The organism is Rhodococcus sp. JCM 9793, assembly GCF_055380405.1.
Genome location: NZ_AP043721.1, coordinates 4,534,413 through 4,560,903, shown reverse-complemented (window position 1 = coordinate 4,560,903; position 26,491 = coordinate 4,534,413). Strand labels below are relative to the sequence as shown.

The window sequence follows — 26,491 nt, the reverse complement described above, 5'->3', positions numbered from 1 at the left end:
AACGTAGGCTCCGCTCGATCACCGTGGTGATCGGGCAAGACGATGCCTGCTCGGTTCCCACACCTCGAGGATTCCTCTCATGTCTCTGTCCTTCCACTGGTTCCTGCCCACCTCCGGCGACAGCCGCTCGATCGTCGGCGGTGGGCACGGCGCCGACCTGCGCGCGAACGCCGGCGACCGTCCCGCGACCCTCGACTATCTCGGCCAGGTCGCCCGTACCGCCGAGCAGCTCGGATTCGAGGCCGCGCTGACCCCGACGGGCCTGCAGTGCGTGGATGCGTGGGTCACCACGGCGATGCTGGTGCCGCAGACCCGGCGACTGAAGTTCCTCGTGGCGTTCCGTCCCGACGCGTTGTCGCCGACGCTGGCCGCGCAGATGGCGACGACATACCAGGAGCACTCCGACGGGCGACTGCTGATCAACATCGTCACCGGTGGTGAGAGCAGCGAACAGGGTGCGTACGGCGATTTCCAGCCGAAGAACGAACGGTATCGGCGCACCGACGAGTTCCTCAGCGTGGTGAGGGGGCTGTGGCGCGGCGATCTGGTGTCGTTGGAGGGCAAGCACGTTCACGTCGAGGGCGCACGGCTCGACAAGACCCCGGCCGTGACACCGACCGTGTACTTCGGGGGGTCGTCGCCCGCGGCGCTTCCGGTGGCCGGCCGGCACGCCGATGTATACCTGACGTGGGGTGAGCCACCGGCCCAGGTTGCGGAGAAGATCGCACGGGTCAGGGCCGCGGCAGCCGAGTTCGGCCGTACGCTGCGTTTCGGCGTCCGCCTGCACACGATCAGCCGCGACACCTCCGAGCAGGCGTGGGACGAAGCTCAACGATTGCTCGACGACATGAACCCCGACGACATCGCGCTCGCACAGGCCGGCCTCGCGGCCAGTGAATCCGAAGGCCAGCGTCGCATGAGCGAACTGCACGGCAGCGCACGACGCCACGACGGTGGTGCCCGCACCCTCGAGATCCACCCGGGTCTGTGGAGCGGAGTCGGATTGGTGCGCGGTGGCGCCGGGACCTCACTGGTCGGCAGCCACACCGAGGTGGCGTCGCTGATCGAGGAATACCGGGCGGCGGGCGTCGACGAATTCGTGCTGTCGGGCGTGCCGCATCTCGAAGAGGCATATTGGTTCGGCGAAGGTGTGCTGCCGATCCTCGAGAGCAGAGGACTGTGGACGCATCCGGATCGAGTCGGTGCCGACCGCAAGCCTGCGTTCGCCCTCTGATCGAGACTCGAACCCGGCCGTGTCCTCGAGCGAGGACGCGGCCGGGTTTCGTGGTGTGATCAGCTGTGCGCGTGGTAGATCGCGCTTGCGATCGTCTCCTTGTATGCGGCGAACTCCGTGGATGTGCGCACGGTGGCCGACCGTCGCTCGTCCGTGGAGTCCTCGGGAAGTTCGATCGGGATGTCCTGCATGATCCGGCCGGGGCGGGCGCTCATCACGAGCACCCGGGTGCCGAGAAGCACGGCCTCGTCGACGCTGTGCGTCACGAACAGGACCGTGCGGTGGTGCTCGCGCCAGATGCTGAGCAGCTCGAGCTGCAGTTTCTCGCGGGTCAACGCGTCGAGCGCGCCGAACGGCTCGTCCATCAGGATGATGCGGGGATCGTTGACGAGCACCCGTGCAATCTGGGCGCGTTGCTGCATACCGCCCGACAGTTCGTAGGTGCGGCGATCGGCGAAATCGGCCAGCCCGACCATCTCGAGAATGTCCTCGGCCCGCGCGCGACGATCCTCCTTCGACGCCCCGCGCAGGCGCGGTCCGAGTTCGACGTTGGCGCGCAAGGACTTCCACGGGAAGAGATTGGGTTTCTGGAACACGACCCCACGTTCGGGTCCGGGGCCGGTGACGACGTCGTCACCGATGCGGATCGATCCGCTCGTGGGCTGCTCGAAACCGGCGAGCATCTGGAGCACGGTCGTCTTTCCGCACCCGGACGGCCCGACCAGACACACGAATTCGCCGGGCTCGATCGTCAGGTCGGTGGTGTCGACCGCGCGCACCGCGGTGGCTCCGTCGCCGTACGCCTTCGAGACCCCGGAGAATTCGACTCGGCCGGGGGCCGTCCGTGTGCCGGTCACTGTTCCGCGACCGCGTTCACTGCGTCGACGTACACACCGTTGCTGTATGTCTCGGGTGCGCTGACCTCGGTGATCTCGCCCTGGCTGAGCAGGAACTCCGCGGTGGACTGCAGGTTGGTTGCCATCGCGCCGCCGAGGTACTCGGGTGAAGCCTGGTCGGAGGCGCGAAGGAACTCGAGCCCCTCGAGCTGCTGAGTTGCCTCGTCGGGGGTGATGCCCAGCTGCACCGCGAGTGCGACGGACGCTTCCTGGGGATCGGTGAGCAGCTGCTCGACGGCCCAGTCCTGCGCGCGCGTCCAGGTCTCCATGAACTCGGGGTTGCTCTCGATGAAATCGCGGGTCGCACCGGCGAGGTCGAAGGTGGGAACACCCTCGGCGGCGGTGTCGGCGCTGGTGAGCAGCACGTGTCCGTCGGTGAGCTGCGACAGGGTGGGCTCCCAGATCCAGGTGCCGTCGATCTCCCCGCTCTGCCACGCTGCGACCGTCGCATCCGGGGCGAGATTGACGAGCGTGACCTGGTCGGTGATGCCCGCCCGATCCAGAGCGGCGAGAAGACTGTAGTGCGCGGTCGACGCGAACGGCGTCGCGATCGTCTTACCGGCGAGCTGTTCGACCGAGGTGATCGCGGGGTCGCGGACGACCAATGATTCGGCGGCGCCGATCACGTCGTGGATCCAGATGACCTGCATGCCGATGTTCAGCGGCGCCGACAATGCCTTCGTGGCGGGACTGGACCCGAGCAGCCCGAGATCGACACTGCCCGAACCGAACGCCTGCACCACGTCGCCGCCCGATGCGAAACGGTTCCACGAAATCGTGGCGTTAGGGAGGCAGGCCTCGAGAATGCCGGCATCCTTGACGAGCAGGTCGCCGTTGGGGATGTCCTGGAACGCGATGCGCGCGTCGGTGGTGACGGATTCGTCGACCTCGAACGGGCAGGCCTGCGAGTCGGAGGACGTGTCGCCGCTGGGCGAGGTCTCACGATCGGATGATACGCAACCCGACAGGAGGGCAGTGGCCGCGATGGCCGCTGAGACGTACAGGACTGTGCGTTTCACGATTTTCCTTTCCACGGCACGGCCAGCACGCCGATCCATTTGATGAGTGCGTCGAGAACCAGAGCGGTGATGCCGATGACGACGATGCACGCGATCGTCAGTGGCGTGTCGAGCTGTGTACCGGAAAGATAGGCGAGACCACCGATACCGGGGATTCCGTTGTTCAGTTCGGCTGCGACCACGGTGGTCCACGCGAACCCGACGGCGATGCGGATCCCGGTGAGAACCTCCGGCGCGGTCGACGGGAGCACGACGTGGGCGAGGACCTGGAGCCGGTTGGCGCCGAGTGACCGAACCGCATTGATGTAATCGCGGGGGACCGAATGGACTCCGTTGATGGTCGCGATCGTGATCGCGGGGAATGCTGCGAGGAACAGCAACCAGATCTTCGATGTGTCGCCGATGCCGAACCACACGATCAGCAGGCCGATATAGCCGAGCGGCGGCAGTGCGCGCAGGAAGTTCAGATAGGGCTCGAGCAGCGTATTCAGTGGCCGCCACATGCCCATCGCGAACCCGAGGAGCGGGCCGACGATGATGGCTGCACCTACACCGGCGAAAATGCGCTGACAGCTTGCGAGTAGGTGTTCCCACAGGAAGTAGCCCTGCTCGCCTTGCACGAGGCGATCGACCCCCGGCGCGACCCGGTGCCATGTGTTGGCCTGGACGAATGCGTCCCACACCGCGCCCGGGGAGGGCAGGAACAGGGGTTTGATCAGGCCGGCGGCAGTGACTGCCCACCATGCGAGCAGGAACACGACCAGCGCGAGCACACGCCCGCCGATACGGCGTAGTTGCCCGGATCGGCGATGCTGAGGTGCGTCGCCCATGTCGGGCGTCACCTTGTCCGTTTCCTGCACAGGCGTCTGCGCGGTGAAACTCATACCGGAACCTCCTGGCCGGACGATCCGGGCCGTACCTTCGAGATGTTCAACCGCACCATCCTCGGGCAGGTCGGCTACCGAGGTCCACAGTTGAAATCGTGACGATTCGAACTACGGCCACAGTGGTTTCCCGCGTGCTACGGATCGAAAAACCTCTCGTTCCGGAAGTGGGGGCGATCTCTCTCGGCACTCGACGAATTCGGATCAGCGTGATTCGAACTCGCGGAATGCATGGCGAGGTGGCGTAATACCGGACTGTGAGTCCGGGTACCTCTATCGATCCGGAACCCTTACCGGCGCAATGTCCCGCGGCTCGATACGGTCACTTGCCGTCGGATCCGGGCTCGATGCCGTCGGCGATATCGTCCTGTTTCGTCCGAATCGAACTTCTCGGGGGAACAGATTATGAGTGACGTCGCGCGGCTGCGCCAACCACGCTCCGACCGGGCGCGACAGGTGTCCGACGTGTTGCGCCGGCAGATCCACGGCGGCGCGTACGAATCGGCATTGCCTGGCGAACAGGACCTCGCGCACGAGTTCGGGGCATCCCGCAACACAATCCGCGCCGCACTGTCCCTGCTCAAGGACGAGGGTCTGATCGATCGGGCGCCGAAAGTGGGAACCCACGTCGTCGGGCGCAAGTACGAACACGGGCTCGACGCACTGCTCGGTCTGAAGGAGACGTTGCGCGGCTACGGTGAGGTCCGCAACGAGGTGAGGGCCGCATCGGTCATCACCGCGCCCCCGGCTGTTGCCCGTCGCCTGCAACTGGACCCGGGCAGTCCCGTCGTCTACGTCGAACGACTCCGCTATCTCGGTGATCTGCCCCTGAGTCTCGACCAGACCTACCTCGAGCCCGAGATCGGAACCGAACTGCTCGAACGCGACCTCGAATGCAATGACGTGTTCGCGCTCATCGAGGAGATCTGCGACCGGCCACTCGGGGGAGCGGACCTCGGGCTCGAAGCGGTCACCGCGGATGCCCATTCCGCTGCGCTCCTGCAGACCTCCGAGCACGCGGCGCTCCTGCTGCTCGAACGCCTCACAGCGCTGGACGACGGGCGTCCCGTAGACCTCGAGTACATCCGCATGCGCGGAGATCGAATCACGATGCGCGGCAGTCTTGCCCGCAGGCCGGAACCGACAGGGTGGGAGATCACCACATGAGTTTGATCAATCAGCGCGCCGACGTACCCGTCACCATCGACGAGTCACTGTGCATCACAGGATGCACGCTGTGCGTCGAGATCTGCCCTCTCGACTCACTCGCCATCAACCCGGAGAACGGGAAGGCATTCATGCACGTCGACGAGTGCTGGTACTGCGGTCCGTGCGCCGCGCGCTGCCCCACCGGCGCGGTCACCGTGAACATGCCCTATCTCCTCCGCTGACCCGAAACGGATGAACCACATGAAGCGCACTGTCACGGCGTTCGCGCTCGTTGCCGCCGTCTCGTCAACCGCCGCCTGCTCCCTCGAAGGCGCAGGTTCATCCGACGACACCGTCCGCGTCGTCGTCGGATACCAGTCGAAGACCATCAACACCGTCACCGCCGGCACATTGCTGCGCGCCCAGGGCTATCTCGAACAGCGACTGCAGACGCTCACGGACTCGACCGGTGTCGAATATTCGGTGGAATGGCAGGACTACGACACCGGCGCACCCATCACCGCGCAGATGGTCGCCGAGAAGATCGACATCGGGTCGATGGGCGACTATCCGATGCTCATCAACGGGTCTCGGACACAATCGAACCCGAACGCGGAAACCGAAATCGTCTCGGTCACCGGATACAACCCGAAGGGCGCCCTCAACATGGTGGTGGTGCCACCGGAGTCGCCCGCGCGAAGCCTCACCGACCTGGCCGGGCAGAAGATCTCGGCCAGCGTCGGGTCTGCGGGCCACGGCACACTGGTACAAGCACTCGACAGGGCAGGAGTCGATTCCGACACCGACGTCGAGGTTCTCAATCAGCAGCCCCAGGTCGGTTCGTCAGCGCTCGAATCCGGGCAGGTGGCGGCGTTGTCTCAGTTCGTGGCCTGGCCCGGTCTTCTGGTGTTCCAGGACAAAGCTCAGCTGTTGTACGACGGAGCAGAGTTGAACGTCCCGACGCTGCACGGTGTGGTGGTGCGCGAATCCTACGCAGCCGACCATCCCGAAGTGCTCGATGCCTTCCTGCGCGCACAGCTCGACGCGACCCGGTTCATCCAGAAGGAACCGCTGGAAGCCTCACGGATCGTCGCCGAGGACTCCGGTCTGCCGCAGGAAGTCGTGTACCTGTACAACGGCCCGGGCGGCACGTCGTTCGACACCACCCTCAAGCCGCATCTGGTCGACGCACTGAAAGGCGATGTGCCGTACCTGAAGTCGATCGGCGACTTCGAGGAACTGTCGATCGACGGATTCGTCGACGACGGCCCGTTGCGCACCGCATTCGAGGCCGAAGGGCTCGACTACGACGTCACCCTCGCGCAGACGGGTAATCCCGCCGAGGTCACCGGCGCGGACCCGGTGTGCGGTTCCGATGCGACCGACCCGGCCTTGGCAGGAGAGATCTGGTTCGACGGCGCCGACACGACCCAGGTCGCGGCCGACCCGACGTGCCTGCTGCGTGCGGTCAAGCACGCGCGAGCAGCCGGTGAGACGATCCGCGCCGCATACGTTCCGGACGCGGAACTGGGCACCCGCTGGTTTGCCGACAAAGCGCTGTGGGTCCGCGACGGAGACACATACTTGCCGTTCATCACGCACGCCGCGGTCGATCGGTATCTCGCGACCGACCCGACCGCCACCATCGTCGATTACGACACCGCCGTGAACGAGGTGCGACCTTGACCGCTGTCGTCGATAAATCCGTCGGCCTCGCCGAGGAGGAGGCTGCCGACACACCGACCACCAGACGATGGCGCTCACGCCTGCTGCGCGGCATATCCGTGCTGGCCGCGGTCGGATTGTGGCAGCTCCTCACCGCACACGACGTCCGCATCTGGCTGCGGTTCGATACGTTGCCGACCGTCACCGATGTCCTCGCAGCCTTCGGCGCGCAACTGCGCGGCGACCTGTTCTACCTCGATCTCGCTCAATCACTCCTCCGCATCCTCACAGGATTCGGTCTCGCCGCCGTGATCGGAGTGATCGTCGGTGTGGCGCTGGGACGTTCGTCCATGGCCGCGGACACCATCGGACCGCTCGCGGAGTTGGCCCGCCCGATCCCGGCGATCGCGGTGGTGCCCGTCGCGATCCTGCTTTTTCCCAGTGACGAGGCCGGCATCGTGTTCATCACCTTCGTCGCCGCGTTCTTCCCGATCATGGTCAGCACCCGGCATGCGGTTCGTGCACTGCCCACCCTGTGGGAGGACTCGGTGCGCACACTCGGCGGAAGCCGGTGGGATGTGCTGGCACGTGTGGTGCTTCCCGGAATCCTCCCGGGGGTGTTCTCCGGATTGTCCGTGGGACTCGGAGTGGCGTGGATCTGCGTGATCTCCGCAGAGATGATCTCCGGACGTCTCGGCGTCGGCTACCGCACGTGGCAGGCGTACACGATCGTCGACTACCCCGGAGTGTTCGTCGGGATGATCACCATCGGAGTGCTCGGCTTCGCCACCTCCGGCGCGGTCGAACTGCTCGGTCGCCGAGTCACCCGGTGGCTGCCACGAGGAGAACAGCGATGACCGCACTATCTTCGGCGCAAACCCGGTCGTTCACGGCCGGGATAACCGATCCCTCGAGCGGTGTGTGTCGGTGGTCGCTTGTATGGTGCGGGCGTGCAACTTCGATACCGCTACCGCGTGTATCCGACGCCCGGCCAGCAAGACATGCTGGTCCGGTCGTTCGGATGCGCACGGGTGGTGTTCAACGATGCACTGCGCGCCCGACAAGACGCGTACGCGGCGGGGGTGCGGCTGTCGGACACCGCCGTGCAGAAACAGGTGGTCACCGAGGCCAAACGCACCCCGGCGCGGGTGTGGCTGGGCGAGGTGTCGTCGGTGGTGCTGGTGCAGGCCTGTCAGGACGCGCGTCGCGCGTATCGGAATTGGTTCGAGTCGCTGTCCGGGAAGCGGAAGGGTCGCAGGGTGGGGGCTCCGCGGTTCCGATCTCGCAAGGACACTCGGCAATCGATCCGGCTCACTCGGAACGGGTTCAGTGTCCGGGACAACCGGACACTGTATATCGCGAAGGTCGGCGAGCTGAAAGTCGCCTGGTCGCGGGAGTTGCCGTCCGAGCCGAGCAGCGTCACGGTCATCAAGGATTCGGCGGGCCGCTATTTCGCGTCGTTCGTGGTGGAGACCACCGACGAGCCGATGCCCGAACTCGACTCCGAGGTGGGGATCGACCTCGGGCTCACGACATTTGCGGTGCTCTCGGATGGAAAGGTGATCGAGTCCCCGAAGTTCTTTCGACGCGCCGAACGGAAACTGCGAAAGGCCCAGCAGAATCTGTCCCGCAAGGAGAAGGGCTCCAACAATCGGGCCAAAGCCCGAATCAAGGTTGCGAGAGCTCACGCGAGGGTGGCCGATGCCCGCAGCGAGTGGGCGCACACACAGTCCACGATGATCATCCGCGAGAATCAAGCGGTGTTCGTCGAGGATTTGTGTGTCGCGGGTTTGGCGCGGACGCGGTTGGCGAAGTCGGTGCACGATGCCGGGTGGGCGATGTTCACCCGGCTGTTGGAGGAGAAAGCTGCCCGGTATGGGCGGACGTTCGTGAAGGTGGATCGCTGGTTTCCGTCGTCGCAACTGTGCTCGGTGTGTGGGGTGCGGGATGGCCGGAAGCCGTTGTCGGTGCGGGTGTGGACCTGCCTGGGGTGTGGTGTGGTCCACGATCGCGACCTGAATGCAGCACGGAACATCCTCGCCGCCGGACGGGCGGAGAGGCGAAACGCCTGCGGAGAGACGGTAAGTCTCCCCGCTTAGCGAGGAGCGCGGCTCTGTGAAACAGGAACCCACCGAAGCGGCACGGCGTGCTGCAGTAGGAATCCCGGTCGTTCACGGCCGGGAGGACGTCAACAGTGTGATCAGCGGAATGACCCTCGACCTGGACGACGTCACCCTCTCCTACACGGGCACCCCCGTCGTCCGGCGGCTGTCCCTCGACGTGCGGCCCGGCGAGATCCTCGTGCTCACCGGAGCGTCCGGCTGCGGCAAATCGACGGTCCTGCGTGCACTCGCAGGTCTGCTCGTCCCGGACTCCGGAGAAGTGCGCGCGGACGGAAAGCCCGTCACCGGAACCGACCGCGACCGTGCCGTCGTATTCCAGGACAACGCGCTGCTGCCGTGGCGTACCGTCCGCAGCAACATCGGCCTCGCACTGTCGCTGCGTGGCGAACCGCGAGCGGGCCGACGCGAGGCAGCCGACCGGTGGATCGAGGAAGTCGGCCTCACCGGATTCGGTGACTACCTACCGAAATCGTTGTCCGGCGGTATGCGTCAACGCGTCCAACTCGCACGGGGGCTCGCCGGAGCGCCACGCGCGGTGATGATGGACGAACCGTTCGGAGCCCTCGACAGCCAGACACGCGGCGCCATGCAGCGCCTGCTCATCGACACATGGCGCACCCACCCGACCACCGTCGTCTTCGTCACCCACGACGTCGACGAGGCGGTGCTGCTCGGCGACCGCGCGGCCGTGCTGGGACGAGGCGGAGAGCTACGTGAACTCCTCGACGTCCCGCACCCGCGCGTGGCCGACGCAGCCGACCGTCCCGACACACGCGCCGTGCGCAGCGCACTGCTCGCCGCGCTCGAGCGCTGAGGAGAACACGATGGACATTCCGGATCTTGATGATGCTGTGCGGCTCGACTGCGATGTGCTGGTGATCGGAGGCGGCACCGCGGGCACGATGGCCGCGCTCACCGCCGCCGAGAACGGCGCGAACGTGCTGTTGCTCGAGAAAGCTCACGTGAGACACTCGGGCGCCCTCGCGATGGGGATGGACGGAGTCAACAATGCCGTGATTCCCGGTAAGGCGGAGCCCGAGGACTACGTCGCCGAGATCACCCGCGCAAACGACGGCATCGTCGACCAGCGCACCGTCTATCAGACCGCCACCCGTGGCTTCGCGATGGTGCAGCGACTCGAGAAGTACGGCGTGAAGTTCGAGAAGGACGAGTACGGCGAGTATGCAGTGCGACGCGTGCACCGCTCGGGGTCGTACGTGTTGCCGATGCCGGAGGGCAAGGACGTCAAGAAAGCCCTGTACCGGGTGCTTCGGCGCCGGGACATGCGGGAGAAGATCCGCATGGAGAACCGGCTCATGCCCGTGCGTGTCCTCACCGCCGACACCCCGCAGGGGCGACGCGCCGTCGGTGCGGCCGCGCTCAACACCCGGACCGGGGAATTCGTCGCGGTCGGCGCCAAAGCGGTGATCCTCGCGACCGGTCCGTGCGGCCGGCTCGGACTCCCCGCGTCCGGGTACCTGTACGGAACCTACGAGAACCCCACCAACGCCGGCGACGGGTACTCGATGGCCTACCACGCAGGTGCAGAGTTGAGCGGCATCGAATGCTTCCAGATCAACCCGCTGATCAAGGATTACAACGGTCCTGCCTGCGCGTACGTCGCGAACCCGTTCGGCGGCTACCAGGTGAACGCGCTGGGGGAGCGGTTCGTCGACTCGGATTACTGGTCCGGGCAGATGATTTCGGAAGTTCGACGTGAGATCGAATCGGCGCGGGGGCCGATCTATCTGAAGGTGAGCCATCTTCCGGAGGAAACCCTCGATTCGCTCGAGTCGATCCTGCACACCACAGAGCGACCCACGCGCGGGACATTCCATGAGAACCGTGGCCACGACTACCGCACGCACGACATCGAGATGCATGTCTCCGAAATCGGCTTGTGCAGTGGACATTCGGCATCAGGCGTGTGGGTGGACGAGCACGGCGCGACCAGCGTGCCGGGGCTCTACGCCGCGGGCGACCTGGCATGTGTTCCGCACAACTACATGATCGGGGCATTCGTCTACGGCGACCTCGCCGGAGCGCACGCAACCGGCACTCTCGACGACGTGCCGCCGCCGACGGATCTGCCCGCAGACCAACTCGCGGACGCCCACGAACTGATCTACCGGCCCCTGCGACATCCCGACGGCCCACCGCAACCCCAGGTCGAATACAAGCTGCGCCGGTTCGTCAACGACTATGTCGCACCGCCGAAGACCGGCACGAAACTGTCGATCGCGGTGGAGACGTTCGACCGCATGACCCACGAGATCGCAGAGATGGGCGCTCGCACACCGCACGAGCTGATGCGGTGCGCCGAGGTCACTTTCATCAGGGATTGCGCCGAGATGGCCGCGCGCAGTTCGCTGGTGCGCACCGAGAGCCGATGGGGGCTCTATCATGAGCGCGCCGATATCCCGGAACAGAACGATGACACCTGGGGCTATCACCTGAACCTTCGGCGCGGCGCCGACGGGACGATGGAATTCCTGAAGCGTCCGGTTGCCCCCTACCTGGTGTCTGTCCCCGAATACGATCACCTCCCGCCGGCCGATCGGTCGGTGATTCCGCTCGCGCAACCCGAGATCCGGGTCGGTCGCGCCCCGAGTGCCGAACGTGAACAGGCGGCGGCGCAACCGGAGCATCCGTCGTCGCCGCAGATCGTGGCACTACTGCGCCTGGACGAACCTACGGTCGCCGACCTGCAGGTGTTTCTGCAGAGCGATGATCCGCAGGTGCGGGCAACCGCGGTGTCGGTGCTGACGGAGAACACACCGGAGGGATTCTCCGTGGCGCTGATCGAGGCGCTGGGAGACCCAGGTCCGGCGGTGCGCCGCACCGCGGCCGAGGGTGTGCGGGAACTCGTGGAAGTCCTGCCGGAGGTGGAGAGGATCGCCGCATACCTCCGCTCGGCCGATCCGCTGGTTCGTGCGACGGCCGTCGACGTGCTGCGTTCCCGGCATGCCGGGCGGCGCGAACAGTTCCTGGAGGCGGTCGCGGATCCCGATCATCGCGTGCGGGTCGAGGCGATCCGCGCATTGGTCTCATTGGACGAGTGGAAAGCGGTCGCCGACGCGTCTGCGGACCCCAATCGTGAAGTCCGTGTCGTCGTCGCCCACGGACTCGCCACCATCGGGAGGGGAGGCGCAGAGTCCGTTCGCGCGCTCGCCGCGGATACCGACCCGCTGGTGCGGGCGGCCGCGCTGACCGCGTTCGCGTCGCTCGGATGTGGAGAGCAGGATGCAGGCACGCTCGTGAAGGGGCTACGGGAATCAGCGTGGCAGGTGCGTCAGGGCGCTGCGCGCGGGCTGGCCGGGGCCGATCCGGATCTTGCTGTCGACGTGCTGGCAGGAGCGCTCGAGGATGTTCATCTCGACGTGCGCAAAGCGGCTGTGTTGTCGTTGATGCAGTGGTCGGCGACACCGGAGGCGAGAGACGCATTGACCGGCGCCCTCGACGATGTCGATGCCGATGTGCGGGCGTACGCGCGCCGAGCCCTCGTCGTTGAGGGGGCGGGTGCGCCCGTCGGTCGAGGAGGTGGATCCGCGCCCGGAATCCCCGGGCTCGGATCCACACCATGCACTCTATGAGGAGAGATGCGCAGCCGAGTAGGCGTCCTTGATCGCGTCGAGCGCGCTAGTGCAGGGGATGTGAGCCTTGCGAACCTCGGCGACCACCTCCGCCTCGTCGGCCAGGACGCTGCTGGCTGCAACCGCCCACACGACCTTGCCCGGGTCGAACTTACGGGTGGAGACCCAGCCTCGCTGCGGAGCAAGTTCGCGCAGCGTGCTCCAGTGCGCGATCTCATTTGCGTCCGGACGTCCGATGAACAGCAACTGCTCGTGTGCCACGGTGAACCCCTTTGTTCTGCATGCCTCGATAGGAGTGTCGTCCAGTGTGTTCTTTTCGTTACATTGCGCTCGGACGAAATTTGTGCCTGGGCCAGGACTCGGGGAATGTCCTGGCCTCAGGTCAGGCCTCGAAGAGAGTCTGGCCCCAGTACTCGTTCTCGCCGGGACCGGGCGGGCACGCGAACACCGCCGATCCGACGTGCTGGATGTATTCGTTGAGAGCGTCGGACCGGGCAAGCGCGAGTTGCATCGGCACGAACTGGGTCAGTGGGTCGCGACAGAAGGCGATGAAGAACAAACCAGCATCGAGATGGCCGAAGCCGTCGGACCCGTCGGTGAAGTTGTAACCGCGACGCAGGATCTCGATGCCACCGAGATGTTGCGCCGACGCGAGCCGGACGTGCGCGGTGGTGGGGATGAACGGCCCGTCGGGACCGTTGGATTCGAGATCGAGTTCGTCGAACTCGTGGGTCTTCCCGAGCGGTGCGCCCTCTCTCTTGTCTCGCCCGATGACCGCTTCCTGCTCGCCGAGCACCGCACGATCCCACTGTTCGATGAGCATCCGGATGCGTCGCGCCACGAGATACGTGCCGCCGCCGAGCCAGGGCTGATCATCTGGGGGTGCGATCCATACCGACCGGTCGAGTGCGGCAGGATCCTCGGCTTTGAGGTTGTTCGTTCCGTCCTTGAATCCGAACAGGTTCCGCGGCGTCGTCTGCGATGTCGACGTCGACGAGGTCCGCCCGAAACCGAGTTGCGACCAGCGCACCGATGCGGTTCCGAACGCGACGCGTGCGAGATTGCGGATTGCGTGCACCGCGACCTGCGGGTCGTCGGCGCACGCCTGGACGGCGATGTCACCGCCGCCACGCGTCGGGTCGAGATTGTCGGCCGGGAAGTGCGGGAGGTCTTCGAGTGCTGTGGGTCTGAGGTGGGCGAGCCCGAATCGGTCGTCGAACAGGGACGGACCGAATCCGATGGTGAGTGTGAGGTGCGATGCGCCGAGGTCGAGTGCTTCACCGGTATCGCTCGGTGGACGATAGGCGCCGTCGCCTGTCGCACCGTCCTCCGTGGCCTCGAGGCCGGCGGTCATCCGGTCGGCCATCTCGGTCCACGTCTTCAACAGCGCGATCAACGCGTCACGGTTGTCGGTGGTGACATCGAACGCGACGAAATGCAAGCGGTCCTGCGCCGGAGTGACCACCCCGGCCTGATGTGCCCCTCGAAACGCGACGACACCGTCGGTCGTGTCGGATTCGGGTGCGGTGGCTCTGCCGATCACCGCACCCGCTCCTGCGATCACCGCCCCGGCCCCCACCGCGCCGAACAGTCGGCGGCGGGTAATCCCCGGGTTCTCGGTCATTGCCCCGATGCCTCCGCAACAACACCCTGAACCTTGCTGACTTCAGCGGACAGTGCGTCGAGCAAGCGGGACAGTTCTTGACGCTGCGGTGCGGTCACCGTGTCGTAGGAGACGAACCCTTCGCCTTCCCGATACTGCTGCAGGGCTGCATCGAGGTCGGCGAACCGACTGTCGATCACCGGTCCGAGTTCTGGATCCTGCTCGTCGAGGACCGGACGCAGAGCGGCGATCGCAGCCTGCGAACCGTCGACATTGGCCTGGAAGTCATAGAGATCGGTGTGAGAGAAGATGTCCTCCTCGCCGGTGATCTTCGAGGTGGAGATCTCGTCGAGGAGGCCCTGTGCGTCGCCCGCGATGCGGGTGGGATCGATCATGTAGTCCTCTGCATTCACCAGGTCCGCGAGCTCCTGGATGTCGACCACGAGCTGATCGGCAATGGCGTTCGTGTCGGGCTGGGGCCCGTCGACCCACAGGTCCTTCTCGATGCGGTGGAAGCCCGTCCATTCCTGACCGGGTTCGAGGTCGGCCTCGCGCAGGTCGAGGCGCGGATCGAGGTCGCCGAAGCTTTCGGCCTCGGGCTCGATGCGTTCGTAATATGTGCGGGTCAAGGGGAACATCCGCTTGGCTTCGTCGACATTGCCGGCCTTGACCGCGGCGACGAACTCGCCGGTGGTGGTCACCAACGCCTCGGTCTGGCTTCGGATGTAGCGGCGGTAGCCGTCGGCGGCCTCGGTGAGTTTCCCGTCGGCGTCGGTTGCCGCCTGGGAGTCTCCGGTGACGGTGAACGGCTGGCGGACACCGTCGCCCACCATGCCCGGCCTGCATGAGAGCTCGTACTCACCGGCTTCGGGGATACTGACGATGAGCTGCCGAGTCAGGCCCGGGCCGATGTTCTCGACCTCACCGAGCGCGCGGTCGCCCGTGGCGAACACGTAGAACTCGGTGACCTTGGTGCCGTTGTTGGTGATGGCGAAGGTCGAATGGCCGGTGACGCCCTCTGCCGTCGATACGTCGCAGGACGTGTCGGTGGCCGTCACCGTGATCGCATCGGTGTCGGGCGACGCTTTTTCCGTGCATCCGGCGAGGACCAACGGCAGCAGGGCGGCAGCCCCGACGCAGTAGAGGGAACGACGCATATTCGTACCTTTCGAGCGAGCGCACACGGATCGCGGACGGGCGAAATCAGGGGGTGGCGGCGGCCTGCGACGGGCGGATCTGCTCCTCGACCGTGAGCGGCCTCAGGAACAGGAACAGGACGACGACCAGGTACAGGAGCCACGCGGTGAACTGCAGGACCGTCGGATCGGGGCGGAGGTTGAAGATGCCGCCGAGGACCGTTCCGTACCAGCTGCCGGCGTCGTAGGTGTCGGACACATCGAAGGCAAGGGACGTGCCACCGGGCAGTACCCCGCCGATCTGCAATGCACGCACGCCGTAGCCGAGGATCCCTGCCGCCACGACCACGAGGAACGCTCCGGTGAAGATGAAGAACTTCGCCATGTTGATTCGGATCGCGCCGAGATACATCAACACGGTGATGCCGGCGGCGGCGGCGATTCCGAGCAGGAGCCCGATGAGCGGCCACGGGCTACCGGCGGTGTTCTCGGCGTAGCCGACCATCAGCAACGCGGTTTCGAGACCTTCACGGCCGACCGCGAAGAACGACAGGGACAGCACTGCGACCGGTCCGACGACCAGCGCCTTCTCCATGCCGGACTTCAGGTTGCCGGAGATCGTCCGGGCAGCCTTACGCATCCACAGCACCATGGTCGTGACGATCACGACCGCGATGAGTGAGGCGATGCCCGCCGCGATCTCGGCGGCCAGACCGTCGAGCGTGTTCGTCCCGAAATGGATGATCAGGAACGTGGCAGCGACCAACGCGACAGCGATCCCGACGCCGAGCCACACCCATTTGAGGGCATCGCGTCGTTCGGATTTGACGATGAACGCTACGAGGATCATGACGACGATGCCGGCTTCGAGCCCTTCGCGGAGGCCGATGAGCCCGGACCCCACCAGCTGAGTGGCAATGGACGGTGCATCGGAGCCTGCAGCCAGAGCGGACATGGAGCAACTCCCGTACTGAGGTGAGCCGACCCTCACTGAGTCGCGCGGACAAGAACATACACCCATCGGCCACCTCTGTGGGAGGGGCTTTCGTGCTATTACCTGCGCATTACCGAGCTGGAGCGCTCCATTACTCGTCTGTGCTGTGCTGTGCTGTGCTGTGCTCTGCCGTCGACCGCATGCGTCGCACGACGGCGTAGGCAACGTCCGAGTGAGTACAGGGTCCGAGTGAGTACTGGCCGAGTGCCCCGACCTCCGATCCGAGTGCGGTCCAGCCGAGCGCCCCGAACAGAGTGAAGCTGCCCAGGCTCGCGGCGAACCCACGATAGGGCGGTCACGCGGAACATATCGGGCGAGCGGTGGCGGTGGAGGGGCGCGGGCTACGGGACATATGGACCTCGATGTGTCCCGTAGAGGGCAAACCGGGCAAAAGGCTGAGCGACTGTCCGAATGAGGCCCTTCGGCACTCTGGCGCCAGGTCACGGAACGGCGTAGTAATAGTGACGTTTCACATATCGTGCGCGGGGGCGCCGTGGAGAAACGATCACGGTCGGGTCGCAGGGGACCCGCCGACAAGCTGCTCGGAACCCGAGTGGAGGAAAACGTGCTCATTCGACCGCCGATGTCGCCGACCGACTCGATGTTTCTTCTCGGAGAATCTCGCGACCACCCGATGCATGTGGGTGGACTTCTTCTCTTCCGTCCCCCGGAGGGCGGTGATGCCGACGACGTACGCGCCGCATTCGACAAGGCGCTCCGTGAACCGGACGCCGATCCACTGTGGCGTCGGCGCGCTGTGCGGTCGATTTCGACCTTCGGACAGTGGGCCTGGGAAGACGACCGCGACTTCGATCTGTCCCATCACGTGCGCCTCGATGCTTTGCCTGCCCCGGGTGGACTCGACGAACTGTGGAATCTCGTATCGCGACTGCACGGCACGCTGCTCAACCGTGATCGGCCCCTATGGGAGATGCACCTGATCGAAGGTCTCGCCGACGGCCGCTACGCCGTGTACACCAAGATTCACCACGCGCTGGCCGACGGCGTCGGCGCCATGAAACTGCTGCGGCGTGCCCTGAGCCCGGATCTCGAACGAACCGCGATGCCCGCCCCGTGGGCACCGGTGGACGCACCCGTACACACCCGCGACTCCCGAGTTGCGCTCCCGACAGCAGCCCTCCGGACAGTGCGGACCGTACTGTCCGAGGCCGGCGGACTCGTCCCGGCGCTCGCCGGGACGGTGGAACGGGCAGTACGGGGTCGGGGTGGATCACTGTCGCTTGCCGCACCGAACACCGTCATCAACGTCCCGATCAGCGGGGCACGCCGGTGCGCGGCCCGGTCATGGCCACTCAAGAGACTCCGCGCGGTCGCCACGGCATCCGACGCGACCGTCAACGACGTCGTCCTCGCGATGTCCTCCGGGGCTCTGCGCTCGTACCTGCTGGACCAGGACGCCCTGCCCGACAGGTCGCTCGTGGCGATGGTTCCGGTGAGTCTGCGACCGGACAAGGAGTGTTCCGGAAATCAGGTCGGCGTCCTCATGTGCAACCTCGCCACCGACACTGACGACCCGGCCGAACGTCTCCGAACGATCCGTGAGTCCACGACCCAGGGCAAGGACGCGATGCGCGGCATGCCCGCAGTGTCGCGGCTGGCGACGAGCGCACTGGGCGTGGCGCCGCTCGCTGTCGGAATGGCCACCGGGAACCGTGCGCTGCCGAGGCCACCGTTCAACATCATCGTGTCGAACGTGTCGGGTGCGGCGCACCCCCTCTACTGGAACGGTGCTCGCGTCGATGCGGTCTATCCGCTGTCGGTTCCAGTCGACGGGCAGGCCCTGAACATCACGTGCACGAGCACTGATGACGACATCGCGTTCGGTCTGACATCCTGCAGTCGCACGGTGCCGCGGCTCGAGCCGCTGCTCGATCTACTCGACGCCGAACTCGACTCCCTGGAGCGCGCGTTCGAATAGCAGGCGCGGACGCTGGCAGACTGGGCCCAGTGAAGGCGGCGACCAGAACCAGAACCAGAGGACCACTTCGACCGCCCGAGCTTGCCGCCGCGGCAGTGTTCGGAGCGCTCACTGCGGTGTTGTCGGTGGTCGCGGGGTTGATTCCGGTGGGGATCGCGCAGGTGCTGGTCGCGCTGCCCGTCGCGTTCCTCGCCATCACAGGTCGTGTGCGCACCGTCATCGCTGCCACCACTGCAGCGGGTGTCGTGGCGCTGATCGCAGGTGGGCCGTTCGCGGTCGCGGCAGTGGTGCTGCTCGCATCGATCGGCACGCTTGTGGGGTTCGCACAACGCCGCTGGGGACGATCCGCGGTATTCGTCATCTTCGCCTGTTCGGTACCGATGGGTGTGGCAGTGGCGGCGGCGGTCGTCGGGCTGCTGGTCGTGTTCGAACAGACCCGTATCCTGCTGCTGGAGGCACTGGTCAACACCATGCGCGGCGTGCTGACCACGTTCGAGGCAGCCGGGTCCGATCCGGAGCTGAGCCGCGTGGTGAACGAGACCATCGACTTCCTCGTGACCTACTGGTGGCTGTGGATCGGCAGCGCCGTCGTCCTCGGAGTGGTCGGGACAGCACTGCTGGCATTCGGGGTCTTCGCATCCGTCGCACGGCGCAGCACCTGGCCTCGTCAACAGGCGGGATGGCCGGAACGGACCACCGAACGTGAACCCGGCCCGCTGCCCGTGAAACTGAACTCGGTCTCCTACCGCTACCCGAATGCGACCGTCGACGCGCTGTGCGCCGTCGACCTGACGATCACCGAAGGCGAGTTCGTCGCGGTCGTCGGCGCCAACGGCTCCGGCAAATCGACACTGGCCCGCATCCTGGCAGGCCTCGACCCCACATCGGGTTTCGTCGATCGGCCCGGCCCCGTGGGGCTCGGCGCGCCGGACGGGACAGTGCTGGTCTTCCAGCATCCGGAGGCCCAGGTGCTCGGCCGCACGGTCGGTGAGGACCTGCGCTGGGGAACGAGCAGCGACATCGACATCGACGCCCTGCTCGCCCGCGTCGGACTCGAGGGCATGACCGACCGCGCCACCGAAGATCTCTCCGGCGGGCAGCAACAGCGACTGGCATTGGCCGCCGCACTCGCGCGCTCACCGAAACTGCTCATCGCCGACGAGATCACCGCGATGGTGGACGCCGACAGCCGCACCGCGCTGATCGGCCTGCTCGGGGAGATCGCCGCCGGCGGCACCACCGTCGTGCTCATCACCCACCTCGACGACGAAACCGCACGGGCCGACCACGTCGTACATCTGGAACGGGGACGCATCGTCGGCCCGTCCGCTCCCACACCGCGGCGCGAGGCGATCCCTGCCGTCCCGCCGGCGCAATGGCTCCCGGCCCTCGAACTCCGCGAGGTCACCCACACGTATGCGGCGCGCACGCCGTGGGCGCACACCGCATTGCGCAATGTATCGCTGACCGTCGGTCGGGGGGAGGGGGTCCTGGTAGTCGGCGCCAACGGGTCGGGCAAGACCACCCTGGCATGGACCATCGCGGGTCTGCTGCGACCCACGAGCGGCACATGCACCGTGCACGACACTCCCACCGCGAACGTGCGCGGCGAGGTCGGACTCGTGTTCCAGCAGGCACGGCTACAGCTTCAACGCCCCACCGTGGCGCGCGAGATCTCCGAGGTCGCGGGTCTGGACCGCACCGACCACCGGTACGTCGCTGCTGTCCTGAAGCGGGTGGGATTGAGCGTCGACCTCGCGGTTCGACCCATCGATCAGCTCAGCGGCGGCGAGATGCGACGCGTCGCGATCGCCGCGCAACTGTCGCGGGCACCGCGTGTGCTGGTGCTCGACGAGCCCCTCGCGGGCCTCGACACCGCGGGCCGACACGAACTGATCTCGATCCTGGTGTACCTGCGGACCGTCGAACACGTCACGATCATCGTCATCTCCCACGACCTGCACGGCATGGAAGAGGTGTGCTCGCGCACCGTGGTACTCGAGGACGGCACCGTCGTCGATGACGGAACGAAGGCGGTCGCGTGATGAAGAAGCAACGTCAGCGTCGCCCCCTGATCCTGCTGCGACCGGTTCCGCGCGAGACACCCCTGCACCGCGTGTGGGCGGGCACGAAAGTGATTGCTGCCGCGGTGCTGTCGGTGGTGGTGAGTTTCCAGCCGTCGTGGGCCGGACTCGGCGTCATCGTCGCCGTGCTCCTCGCGGGTCTGCTCGTCGCGCGGATACCGCGCGGGGTGGTGCCGACCATCCCATGGTGGGTGTTCGCGTTCCTCGTCTTCTTCGGGGTCATCAATGCGATCGGTGGAGGTATCGACACGTACATCCGCGCGACGCTGCTGGGCATCGCACTGTTGGTTCTTGCGTCGCTGGTGGGGTGGACGACGCGGTTGTCGGAGCTCGTCGACGCCCTCCCGGTCCTCCTGGCGCCCCTGCGCCTGGTGCGTATCCCGGTCGACGAATGGGTGACCACCTGCGCGTTGGCGCTGCGGGTGCTGCCGTCGATCCGCGGGGAGCTGCGCATGTTGTTCGCGGCGCGACGCCTGCGGGGGCGGGCCGGCATACCGTCGCCGCGTGGTTCGTGGAACGAGGTCATCGACGCGGTGGGCGCGGTGGCGTCGGTGTCGATGCGGCAGGTGCGTGATCTCGGGGACGCTCTGTCGGTGCGGGGCCCTCGACCCGTTGCGCGGACATGGCCCCGACTCGGGATGGGTGATCTGGTTGTGGTGATCGTCTTGGTCGCCGCGTGTATCGCGGTGGGGCTTCTGGGGTGAGCTGTTACGAACAGCGCGCGCGGAGCATTTCGGCACCGGGCCCGGTGAGGTCGTCGCAGTAGGCGCCGCGACCTGCGATTGCCATGGTCAACGACAGTGTCGGACCGCTGACTTCGAGCCCTGAACCCGCGGTGAAGTCACTGTCCGTTGCGGTCAGTCGCAGCCCGTCGGCCGCGGTTCCGCTGTTCACCGCGAAGTCTTTTCGCGCATAGAAGCGTGCGACTTCTGTGGTTCCCTCGATGGCCGGTGCGCGGGGGATGCCGAGGGGGCGACGAATGTCCTGTGCGTGCACGACCACCTCACCCAGCCATGCCGCGGTCGGCCCGAGCGGAGCTGTGGTGCTGGTGAGCACCCGTCGAAAGTTCGCGAAGGTGTCGTCGGGTGTGGTGCCGAGGTGCTCTGCAAGTCGTCGTGCGTTGTGGAGGTCGGTATCGAAGCGGGCGCCGAGGACACTTGCGACCCACCGCAGAGGTCCCACACTTGCGACCGCGGTGAGATGTGCAACGACCTGCTCGACCGTCCACTCACCGCACAGTGACCGACACGCCCACTGGGCGGAATCGAGTTCTGCGAGGTCGTCCGCCAGCGCCGACCGTTCGGCGTGCACCAGCCTCCAGAGTTGATCGTGGTCGGTCACGCTGGTGACAATATCGGGTTCGGAGGTCCGATTCCGACGGTAGCGTGAACGATGTGCGTTGGGTCCTGCACGTCGACCTCGACGAGTTCCTTGCTGCCGTCGAAGTACTTCGTCACCCCGACCTTGCCGGAAAGCCGGTGGTGGTCGGTGGGCGTGGCGACCCCACAGAACGAGGCGTGGTGTCGACAGCCTCGTACGCGGCCCGCAAGTTCGGAGTGCGGTCGGGAATGCCGCTGCGTATCGCGGCCCGCAAGATCCCCGACGCAGTGTTCCTGCCTGTCGACGCGGACGTCTACAACGAAATGTCGCAACGGGTGATGGATACCCTGCGAGGGTTGGATGTCACGGTGGAAGTGCTGGGGTGGGACGAAGCGTTTCTCGGGGTGGATTCCGACGATCCCGAGACATTCGCGACGGTCGTACGGCAAGCGGTGCTGGACTCGACGGGCCTGCATTGTTCGGTGGGGATCGGCGACAACAGGCTGCGCGCGAAGATCGCGACCGGATTCGGTAAACCTCAGGGCCAATTCACCTTGACCCAGGACAACTGGTTTGCGGTGATGGGAGATCTGCGCCCGATCGCGCTGTGGGGGATCGGGTCGAAGACCGCGAAGAAATTGGAGGCCTTGGAAATTCGTACGGTTCGAGAGTTGGCTGCGTCGTCGGTCGAGGACATGGCGGCCAGGTTCGGACCGAAGATCGGGCCGTGGCTCGTAGGCCTCGGTATGGGCGCGGGGAGCGCGGAGGTGTCGGACGAACCGTGGGTGGCGCGGTCGCACAGCAGGGAAACGACGTTCCAGCACAACGTCACCGACTGGGGCGAGGTCGCCGAGCACGTACGGCGGTTGGCCGAGCGGGTAACCGAAGACATCCGGGCCGAGAAGCGGCCCGGCGTGCGGGTCGAAGTCAAACTCCGGTATGCACCGTTCTTCACGCGCACCACCAGCCGCGCGCTGCCGGATCCGACACTGGATCCTTCGGTGATCTCGACGGCAGCGGTGTCGCTGCTCGAACGCTTCGATCACGAGCGGCAGGTGCGGCTGGTGGGGGTGCGGGTGGAGATGGTGGAAACCGGGTAGCTACCTGGCGACGCCGTAGAACCGATCGACACGCACTCGCAGAACCAATCGTTGTTCGTCGACCATCGCCGCGCGGAACTCGTCCCAATCAGGATGCTCACCCTGGACCTGCCGGTACAGCACGACGAGTTGTTCGGTCGCGTCATCGTTCGGAGTGCGCGCCACGTCGGACAGTTCGGCGTTGCCTTCCGCGACGGCGTAAGACCAGCCGTCGTCGGAGTCCTTGAACAGACTCACTCGGGAGTCGCGGCGCATGTTTCTCGTCTTCGCGCGGGTGTCGGTGATCGAGATGGAGAACGTGTGGGTTCGGTGATCGTAGTGGTAGAGGATGTTCGAGAGCTGTGGTCTCCCCGCGCGTTTGAGGGTGACAAGCGCGGCGACTCCGGTGTCTCCGAACAGGGCTTCGAGCGTGGACTCATCAGCTGCCATGGCGTCAGGATACTTGGACCGAATATGACCGTCATGCAGTCGAAGTGACCGAATGAGACATTCGGCCATCATGCCAGGTTTACCCTGAGTGTGGGTCGGGTTCCCAATGTCGCTACACATGAGGCAGCCATGGCTGACAATTCTGTGAACAAGGCCGCTCGATCTCCGGGACAGGGGCGGGCGGCGTCGACCCTCGACAAGATATTCGACGGACCGTTGACAGGCCTTGCACCCTGGATCTTTCTCGCAATATTCGAAGGGCCCGGAAGTACCGGCTGGGTCTCCGCCGTGGCGCTGGCCATCTCGTTGTTCTTCGTCGTGTACGACAGGATCCGAGGCAAGCAGCTGAAGATACTGGGGGCCGTCGACGTCCTCTTCTTCGCGGGCCTGTTCATTCTGCATTTCTTCTTGACCGTCGACGGGCAAGTGTGGTTGGAGAAGTGGGTCGGTGAGATCGCGAACATCACTCTGGTTCTCATTGCAATCGGATCGATCCTGTTTCGGGTGCCCTTCACGCTTCAGTACGCGCGCGACATGGTCGAACCGGAATACTGGAATACCCCACTGTTCGTGAAGACCAACTACATCATCACCGGGGCGTGGGCGGTGGCGTTCGCTGTTGCGGCGGCCGCAGGTTGGTACGGCGATGCGATTCTCGACGACAACAACAACATCTGGACCGGGTGGGTGTTGCAGACCGGAGCGATGGTGTGCGCGATCAAGTTCACCGATTGGTATCCGGACCATGTCCGCGCGAAGGCGATCGCCGAACACGAAAGAACCGAACAGGGCGCGCCCGGGCACGACCCGACCGGCGAACCCGCCTGACCACCAGCACCGTCAGAGTCCGTATCGCTGCGCGAAGACCGCGGGTGTCATGCCGACGACCTTCGCGAAGTCGCGCACGAAATGCGGCTGATCGGCATACCCGAGGAGCGCGGCCATCTCGGCGAGCGGTGTCGCGCGCTCGCGCAATCGGCCGGCCGCCTCCTGGAGCCGGCGACGCTGGATCAACCACTTCGGCGTCAAACCGATCCGTCGATGCACGAGGCGCTGCAGCGCCCGCTCCGACAATCCGAATTCGTCGCGGACCTGCTCGACGCGCAGGACGTCGGGATTGTCCTCGACGAAGGCCACCACCTCGTTGATCAGATGACCTTCGTCGTCGACCGTGGCGAACGGACGGAGCATGTCGTCGAACAAATCCATGGAGACACGATGCGACTCGGGGGATCGGGGGGCGTCGGCCATCGCGGCGCGGACGCTGCCGGCGAGGCGTGTGCTGCTATCGCCGAAGACTTCGCTGAGGTCGACGAACCGATCGGTGAACGCCGCGACCGGTGTACGTGTGAGCAGGTGGCCTGCAGCCGGGGTGAACATCACCCCGACGGCCCATCCGTCGCCTGCGAGAGTGGTGCGGGACAGTCCCGAGGTGATGCCGTAGAAGCGTGCGTAGTCTTCCGCGACGACAGCCAGACACACCGGGTACTGCAGAACGCGTTGTACGGAGTCTTGGCCTTCGGGCACCGACCACACAGGAATCCAGTATCGGCGCATCAATGCTGCAAGGTCAGATGAGGCGGGATATCGGAAGACTCGGCTCGAGGTGTCCGTCGGGTCGTTCAGATGGGCGCGTTCGATCGGCTGACGGTCCGAGCCGTCGACCGGATCGGTGTCGGGTTTCATCAATACCCCGCCCCTTCCGTAGAAATACCGTCAAGTCATGACTACAGCCCCTACCAATACAACAGCACTCCGACACGAAGAAGCGACCGATCCGCTCGCCGCCGTGATCGACGCGGTCGAATCGACCGACTGGGAGGCGAAGTCGCCGTGCGAGGGATGGACGACGCGCGACGTCGTCGCCCACATCGTCGACACCCAGCGCGGCTTCCTCGCCGGTCGCGGAGTCGACGTCGGCGACCGTCCTGATCTCGACGATCCTGCCGTCGCATGGCACGAACACACCACTCGCGTCGCAGCCGTGCTGGCCGATGACGAGCTAGTCCGTGCACCCTACGAGGGGTACTTCGGACCCACGACACTCGGGGCCACGTTCGAACAGTTCTACATCTTCGATCTGCTCGTACATCGGTGGGACATCGGGCAGAGCGCAGGGATCCCGGTGACCTTCACCGATGCCGAACTGGACCGGATGGAAGGCGGAGCGGACAGCTTCGGCGACTCCCTCTACATGGACGGTGTCTGCAAGTCCGGGGTGGAAGCCGCGTCCGACGACCGGCAGTCGCGGATCCTGGCTCGATTGGGACGTCGAGTAGACGGATGACGCCTATCGTCGGCCTATGACCGAGCGGATCGCCATCGCCGACGAGGTGCGCGCTGCCGTCGCTTCGGGGCGGCCCGTGGTGGCGCTCGAATCGACGATCTTCACACACGGGCTGACTCGTCCGCGCAATCTCGAGGTGGCGTTCGACGCCGAACGGTTGCTGCGAGATGCGGGCGTCACCCCTGCGACGATCGGCGTGGTTGCGGGCGTCCCCACCGTGGGCTTGTCGCACGATCAGATCGAGATCATCGAGGCTGCGGATGCGGGGACGGTCAAGACCGGGATCCGCGACCTGCCCGTAGCTGCGGTGAAGAGGCTGCACGGCGGAACGACGGTGGCGTCGACTGCCTTGCTCGCGCATCGTGCGGGGATCGGGGTGTTCGCGACCGGTGGTCTCGGCGGAGTCCATCGCGGTGCATCGTCGACCTTCGACGAGAGTGCAGATCTTGTTGCGCTGTCGTCTATTCCGGTTCTCGTCGTGAGCGCAGGAGTGAAATCCATCCTCGATGTGCCCGCGACCCTCGAACGCCTCGAGACGCTCGGCGTGATCGTGCTGGGATATCGCACCACCCGATTCCCGGGCTTCTATGTGCGCGACAGCGGCTGCGTCGTCGACACAGTGGACTCGCCACAGGAAGCAGCTGCGGTGGCTCGTGCCCGCGACGCTCTGGCGTTGCGGTCGGCGGTGCTCATCGCGAATCCGGTCGCGGTCGACAAGCAGGTGGATCCTGCCCTGCATGATCGTGTGCTGGCCGACGCGGAGCGGGAAGCATCGGACGCGGGTGTCAGAGGGAAAGGCCTGACGCCGTTCCTGCTCGACCACATGCACCGCGGGACAGGGGGCGCCACGCTCGACACGAACGTTGCGGTGTATCTGGGGAATGTCGAGGTTGCTGCGGAGATCGCGACAGCCCTCGTCTCTACACCCTGACGGAAGGAGGTCGCCTCCGGCGCCGGAACGACCGGTCGACGGCGCTCAGTATGTGCACCGCACTCAAGCCTGCGCGTTGCATGACGCACAGCGCCCGCCCGACCC

At 65.8% G+C, this 26,491-nt stretch carries 25 protein-coding genes; 15 read left to right on the top strand and 10 right to left on the bottom strand.

The window, feature by feature from the left end; all coding sequences use genetic code 11:
- The first annotated feature begins 79 nt into the window (after positions 1–79).
- Positions 80–1,234, top strand: coding sequence for an LLM class flavin-dependent oxidoreductase (locus tag ACZ46K_RS23195; RefSeq protein ID WP_464745003.1), 1,155 nt, complete (start codon positions 80–82; stop codon positions 1,232–1,234).
- Between the two features lie 59 nt (positions 1,235–1,293).
- Here the strand turns inward: ACZ46K_RS23195 and ACZ46K_RS23190 are convergent, their stop codons facing one another.
- From ACZ46K_RS23190 to ACZ46K_RS23180, 3 genes are read right to left on the bottom strand one after another with little or no spacing between them, the layout of a single operon-like run.
- A complete protein-coding gene (locus tag ACZ46K_RS23190) occupies positions 1,294–2,091 on the bottom strand; it encodes an ABC transporter ATP-binding protein (RefSeq protein ID WP_054715279.1) in 798 nt (265 codons plus the stop codon).
- Positions 2,088–3,149 (bottom strand): taurine ABC transporter substrate-binding protein, encoded by a 1,062-nt coding sequence (locus ACZ46K_RS23185; RefSeq protein ID WP_464745001.1) that lies wholly within the window; start codon positions 3,147–3,149, stop codon positions 2,088–2,090. The genes ACZ46K_RS23190 and ACZ46K_RS23185 overlap by 4 nt, the downstream gene beginning before the upstream one ends.
- The gene (locus ACZ46K_RS23180) at positions 3,146–3,979 is read right to left on the bottom strand and encodes an ABC transporter permease (RefSeq protein WP_054715288.1); all 834 of its coding nucleotides are present in this window, start codon (positions 3,977–3,979) and stop codon (positions 3,146–3,148) included. The genes ACZ46K_RS23185 and ACZ46K_RS23180 overlap by 4 nt, the downstream gene beginning before the upstream one ends.
- A 459-nt stretch (positions 3,980–4,438) precedes the next feature.
- On the opposite strand from ACZ46K_RS23180, the gene ACZ46K_RS23175 reads away from it, so the two are divergent.
- The 7 genes from ACZ46K_RS23175 to ACZ46K_RS23145 all read left to right on the top strand — a co-directional run bounded on the left by ACZ46K_RS23175 (position 4,439) and on the right by ACZ46K_RS23145 (position 12,563).
- Positions 4,439–5,200 carry a GntR family transcriptional regulator gene (locus tag ACZ46K_RS23175; protein ID WP_054715269.1) on the top strand — a complete coding sequence of 254 codons (762 nt, stop codon included), beginning with the start codon at positions 4,439–4,441 and terminating at the stop codon, positions 5,198–5,200.
- On the top strand, positions 5,197–5,424 hold the full coding sequence (locus ACZ46K_RS23170) for a 4Fe-4S dicluster domain-containing protein (protein WP_054715267.1): 228 nt from the start codon (positions 5,197–5,199) through the stop codon (positions 5,422–5,424). Before ACZ46K_RS23175 ends, ACZ46K_RS23170 begins: the two co-directional genes overlap by 4 nt.
- 19 nt (positions 5,425–5,443) lie before the next feature.
- Positions 5,444–6,868, top strand: a complete 1,425-nt coding sequence (locus ACZ46K_RS23165; RefSeq protein WP_054810345.1) for an ABC transporter substrate-binding protein — start codon at positions 5,444–5,446, stop codon at positions 6,866–6,868.
- A complete protein-coding gene (locus ACZ46K_RS23160; protein ID WP_054715265.1) occupies positions 6,865–7,704 on the top strand; it encodes an ABC transporter permease in 840 nt (279 codons plus the stop codon). Before ACZ46K_RS23165 ends, ACZ46K_RS23160 begins: the two co-directional genes overlap by 4 nt.
- A gap of 93 nt (positions 7,705–7,797) precedes the next feature.
- Entirely contained in the window at positions 7,798–8,946 is a 1,149-nt protein-coding gene (locus ACZ46K_RS23155; protein WP_054806855.1) for an RNA-guided endonuclease TnpB family protein, read from the top strand.
- A gap of 109 nt (positions 8,947–9,055) precedes the next feature.
- A complete protein-coding gene (locus tag ACZ46K_RS23150; RefSeq protein WP_464749448.1) occupies positions 9,056–9,784 on the top strand; it encodes an ABC transporter ATP-binding protein in 729 nt (242 codons plus the stop codon).
- A 10-nt stretch (positions 9,785–9,794) separates the two neighbouring features.
- A complete protein-coding gene (locus ACZ46K_RS23145) occupies positions 9,795–12,563 on the top strand; it encodes a fumarate reductase/succinate dehydrogenase flavoprotein subunit (protein WP_464744998.1) in 2,769 nt (922 codons plus the stop codon).
- On the opposite strand, the gene ACZ46K_RS23140 is transcribed toward ACZ46K_RS23145, so the two are convergent.
- The 4 genes from ACZ46K_RS23140 to efeU all read right to left on the bottom strand — a co-directional run bounded on the left by ACZ46K_RS23140 (position 12,558) and on the right by efeU (position 16,257).
- Complete coding sequence (locus ACZ46K_RS23140) at positions 12,558–12,824, bottom strand: hypothetical protein (RefSeq protein WP_054715804.1); 267 nt, start codon at positions 12,822–12,824, stop codon at positions 12,558–12,560. The genes ACZ46K_RS23145 and ACZ46K_RS23140 overlap by 6 nt on opposite strands.
- Positions 12,825–12,945: 121 nt before the next feature.
- The gene (efeB, locus tag ACZ46K_RS23135) at positions 12,946–14,187 is read right to left on the bottom strand and encodes an iron uptake transporter deferrochelatase/peroxidase subunit (protein ID WP_464744996.1); all 1,242 of its coding nucleotides are present in this window, start codon (positions 14,185–14,187) and stop codon (positions 12,946–12,948) included.
- Positions 14,184–15,323 carry an iron uptake system protein EfeO gene (gene efeO / locus ACZ46K_RS23130; protein ID WP_464744994.1) on the bottom strand — a complete coding sequence of 380 codons (1,140 nt, stop codon included), beginning with the start codon at positions 15,321–15,323 and terminating at the stop codon, positions 14,184–14,186. Before efeO ends, efeB begins: the two co-directional genes overlap by 4 nt.
- A gap of 46 nt (positions 15,324–15,369) precedes the next feature.
- Complete coding sequence (gene efeU, locus ACZ46K_RS23125) at positions 15,370–16,257, bottom strand: iron uptake transporter permease EfeU (RefSeq protein ID WP_464744992.1); 888 nt, start codon at positions 16,255–16,257, stop codon at positions 15,370–15,372.
- Between the two features lie 610 nt (positions 16,258–16,867).
- Between efeU and ACZ46K_RS23120 the strand changes: the two genes are divergently transcribed.
- Genes ACZ46K_RS23120 through ACZ46K_RS23110 form a run of 3 tightly spaced genes read left to right on the top strand, consistent with a single transcriptional unit; the run spans position 16,868 to position 21,023 of the window.
- Positions 16,868–18,235, top strand: a complete 1,368-nt coding sequence (locus ACZ46K_RS23120; protein WP_464749447.1) for a WS/DGAT/MGAT family O-acyltransferase — start codon at positions 16,868–16,870, stop codon at positions 18,233–18,235.
- A gap of 29 nt (positions 18,236–18,264) precedes the next feature.
- Positions 18,265–20,280, top strand: coding sequence for an ABC transporter ATP-binding protein (locus tag ACZ46K_RS23115; protein WP_464744990.1), 2,016 nt, complete (start codon positions 18,265–18,267; stop codon positions 20,278–20,280).
- Positions 20,280–21,023, top strand: coding sequence for an energy-coupling factor transporter transmembrane component T family protein (locus ACZ46K_RS23110; protein ID WP_054810015.1), 744 nt, complete (start codon positions 20,280–20,282; stop codon positions 21,021–21,023). The genes ACZ46K_RS23115 and ACZ46K_RS23110 overlap by 1 nt, the downstream gene beginning before the upstream one ends.
- Positions 21,024–21,027: 4 nt before the next feature.
- Here the strand turns inward: ACZ46K_RS23110 and ACZ46K_RS23105 are convergent, their stop codons facing one another.
- Positions 21,028–21,660 (bottom strand): maleylpyruvate isomerase family mycothiol-dependent enzyme, encoded by a 633-nt coding sequence (locus tag ACZ46K_RS23105; protein WP_054810014.1) that lies wholly within the window; start codon positions 21,658–21,660, stop codon positions 21,028–21,030.
- A 44-nt stretch (positions 21,661–21,704) separates the two neighbouring features.
- Between ACZ46K_RS23105 and ACZ46K_RS23100 the strand changes: the two genes are divergently transcribed.
- The gene (locus ACZ46K_RS23100) at positions 21,705–22,739 is read left to right on the top strand and encodes a DNA polymerase IV (protein ID WP_054807234.1); all 1,035 of its coding nucleotides are present in this window, start codon (positions 21,705–21,707) and stop codon (positions 22,737–22,739) included.
- Here ACZ46K_RS23100 and ACZ46K_RS23095 read toward each other — a convergent pair whose 3' ends face one another.
- Positions 22,740–23,168, bottom strand: coding sequence for a PPOX class F420-dependent oxidoreductase (locus ACZ46K_RS23095; protein ID WP_054807233.1), 429 nt, complete (start codon positions 23,166–23,168; stop codon positions 22,740–22,742).
- Between the two features lie 129 nt (positions 23,169–23,297).
- Here ACZ46K_RS23095 and ACZ46K_RS23090 point away from each other — a divergent pair, with 129 nt between their 5' ends.
- A complete protein-coding gene (locus ACZ46K_RS23090; protein WP_054810013.1) occupies positions 23,298–23,996 on the top strand; it encodes a hypothetical protein in 699 nt (232 codons plus the stop codon).
- A 12-nt stretch (positions 23,997–24,008) separates the two neighbouring features.
- Here ACZ46K_RS23090 and ACZ46K_RS23085 read toward each other — a convergent pair whose 3' ends face one another.
- Complete coding sequence (locus ACZ46K_RS23085) at positions 24,009–24,854, bottom strand: helix-turn-helix domain-containing protein (RefSeq protein ID WP_464744987.1); 846 nt, start codon at positions 24,852–24,854, stop codon at positions 24,009–24,011.
- A gap of 37 nt (positions 24,855–24,891) precedes the next feature.
- Here ACZ46K_RS23085 and ACZ46K_RS23080 point away from each other — a divergent pair, with 37 nt between their 5' ends.
- Positions 24,892–25,455 carry a maleylpyruvate isomerase family mycothiol-dependent enzyme gene (locus tag ACZ46K_RS23080; protein WP_054807231.1) on the top strand — a complete coding sequence of 188 codons (564 nt, stop codon included), beginning with the start codon at positions 24,892–24,894 and terminating at the stop codon, positions 25,453–25,455.
- Between the two features lie 16 nt (positions 25,456–25,471).
- Positions 25,472–26,386 (top strand): pseudouridine-5'-phosphate glycosidase, encoded by a 915-nt coding sequence (locus ACZ46K_RS23075; protein ID WP_464744985.1) that lies wholly within the window; start codon positions 25,472–25,474, stop codon positions 26,384–26,386.
- Positions 26,387–26,491 lie beyond the last annotated feature (105 nt).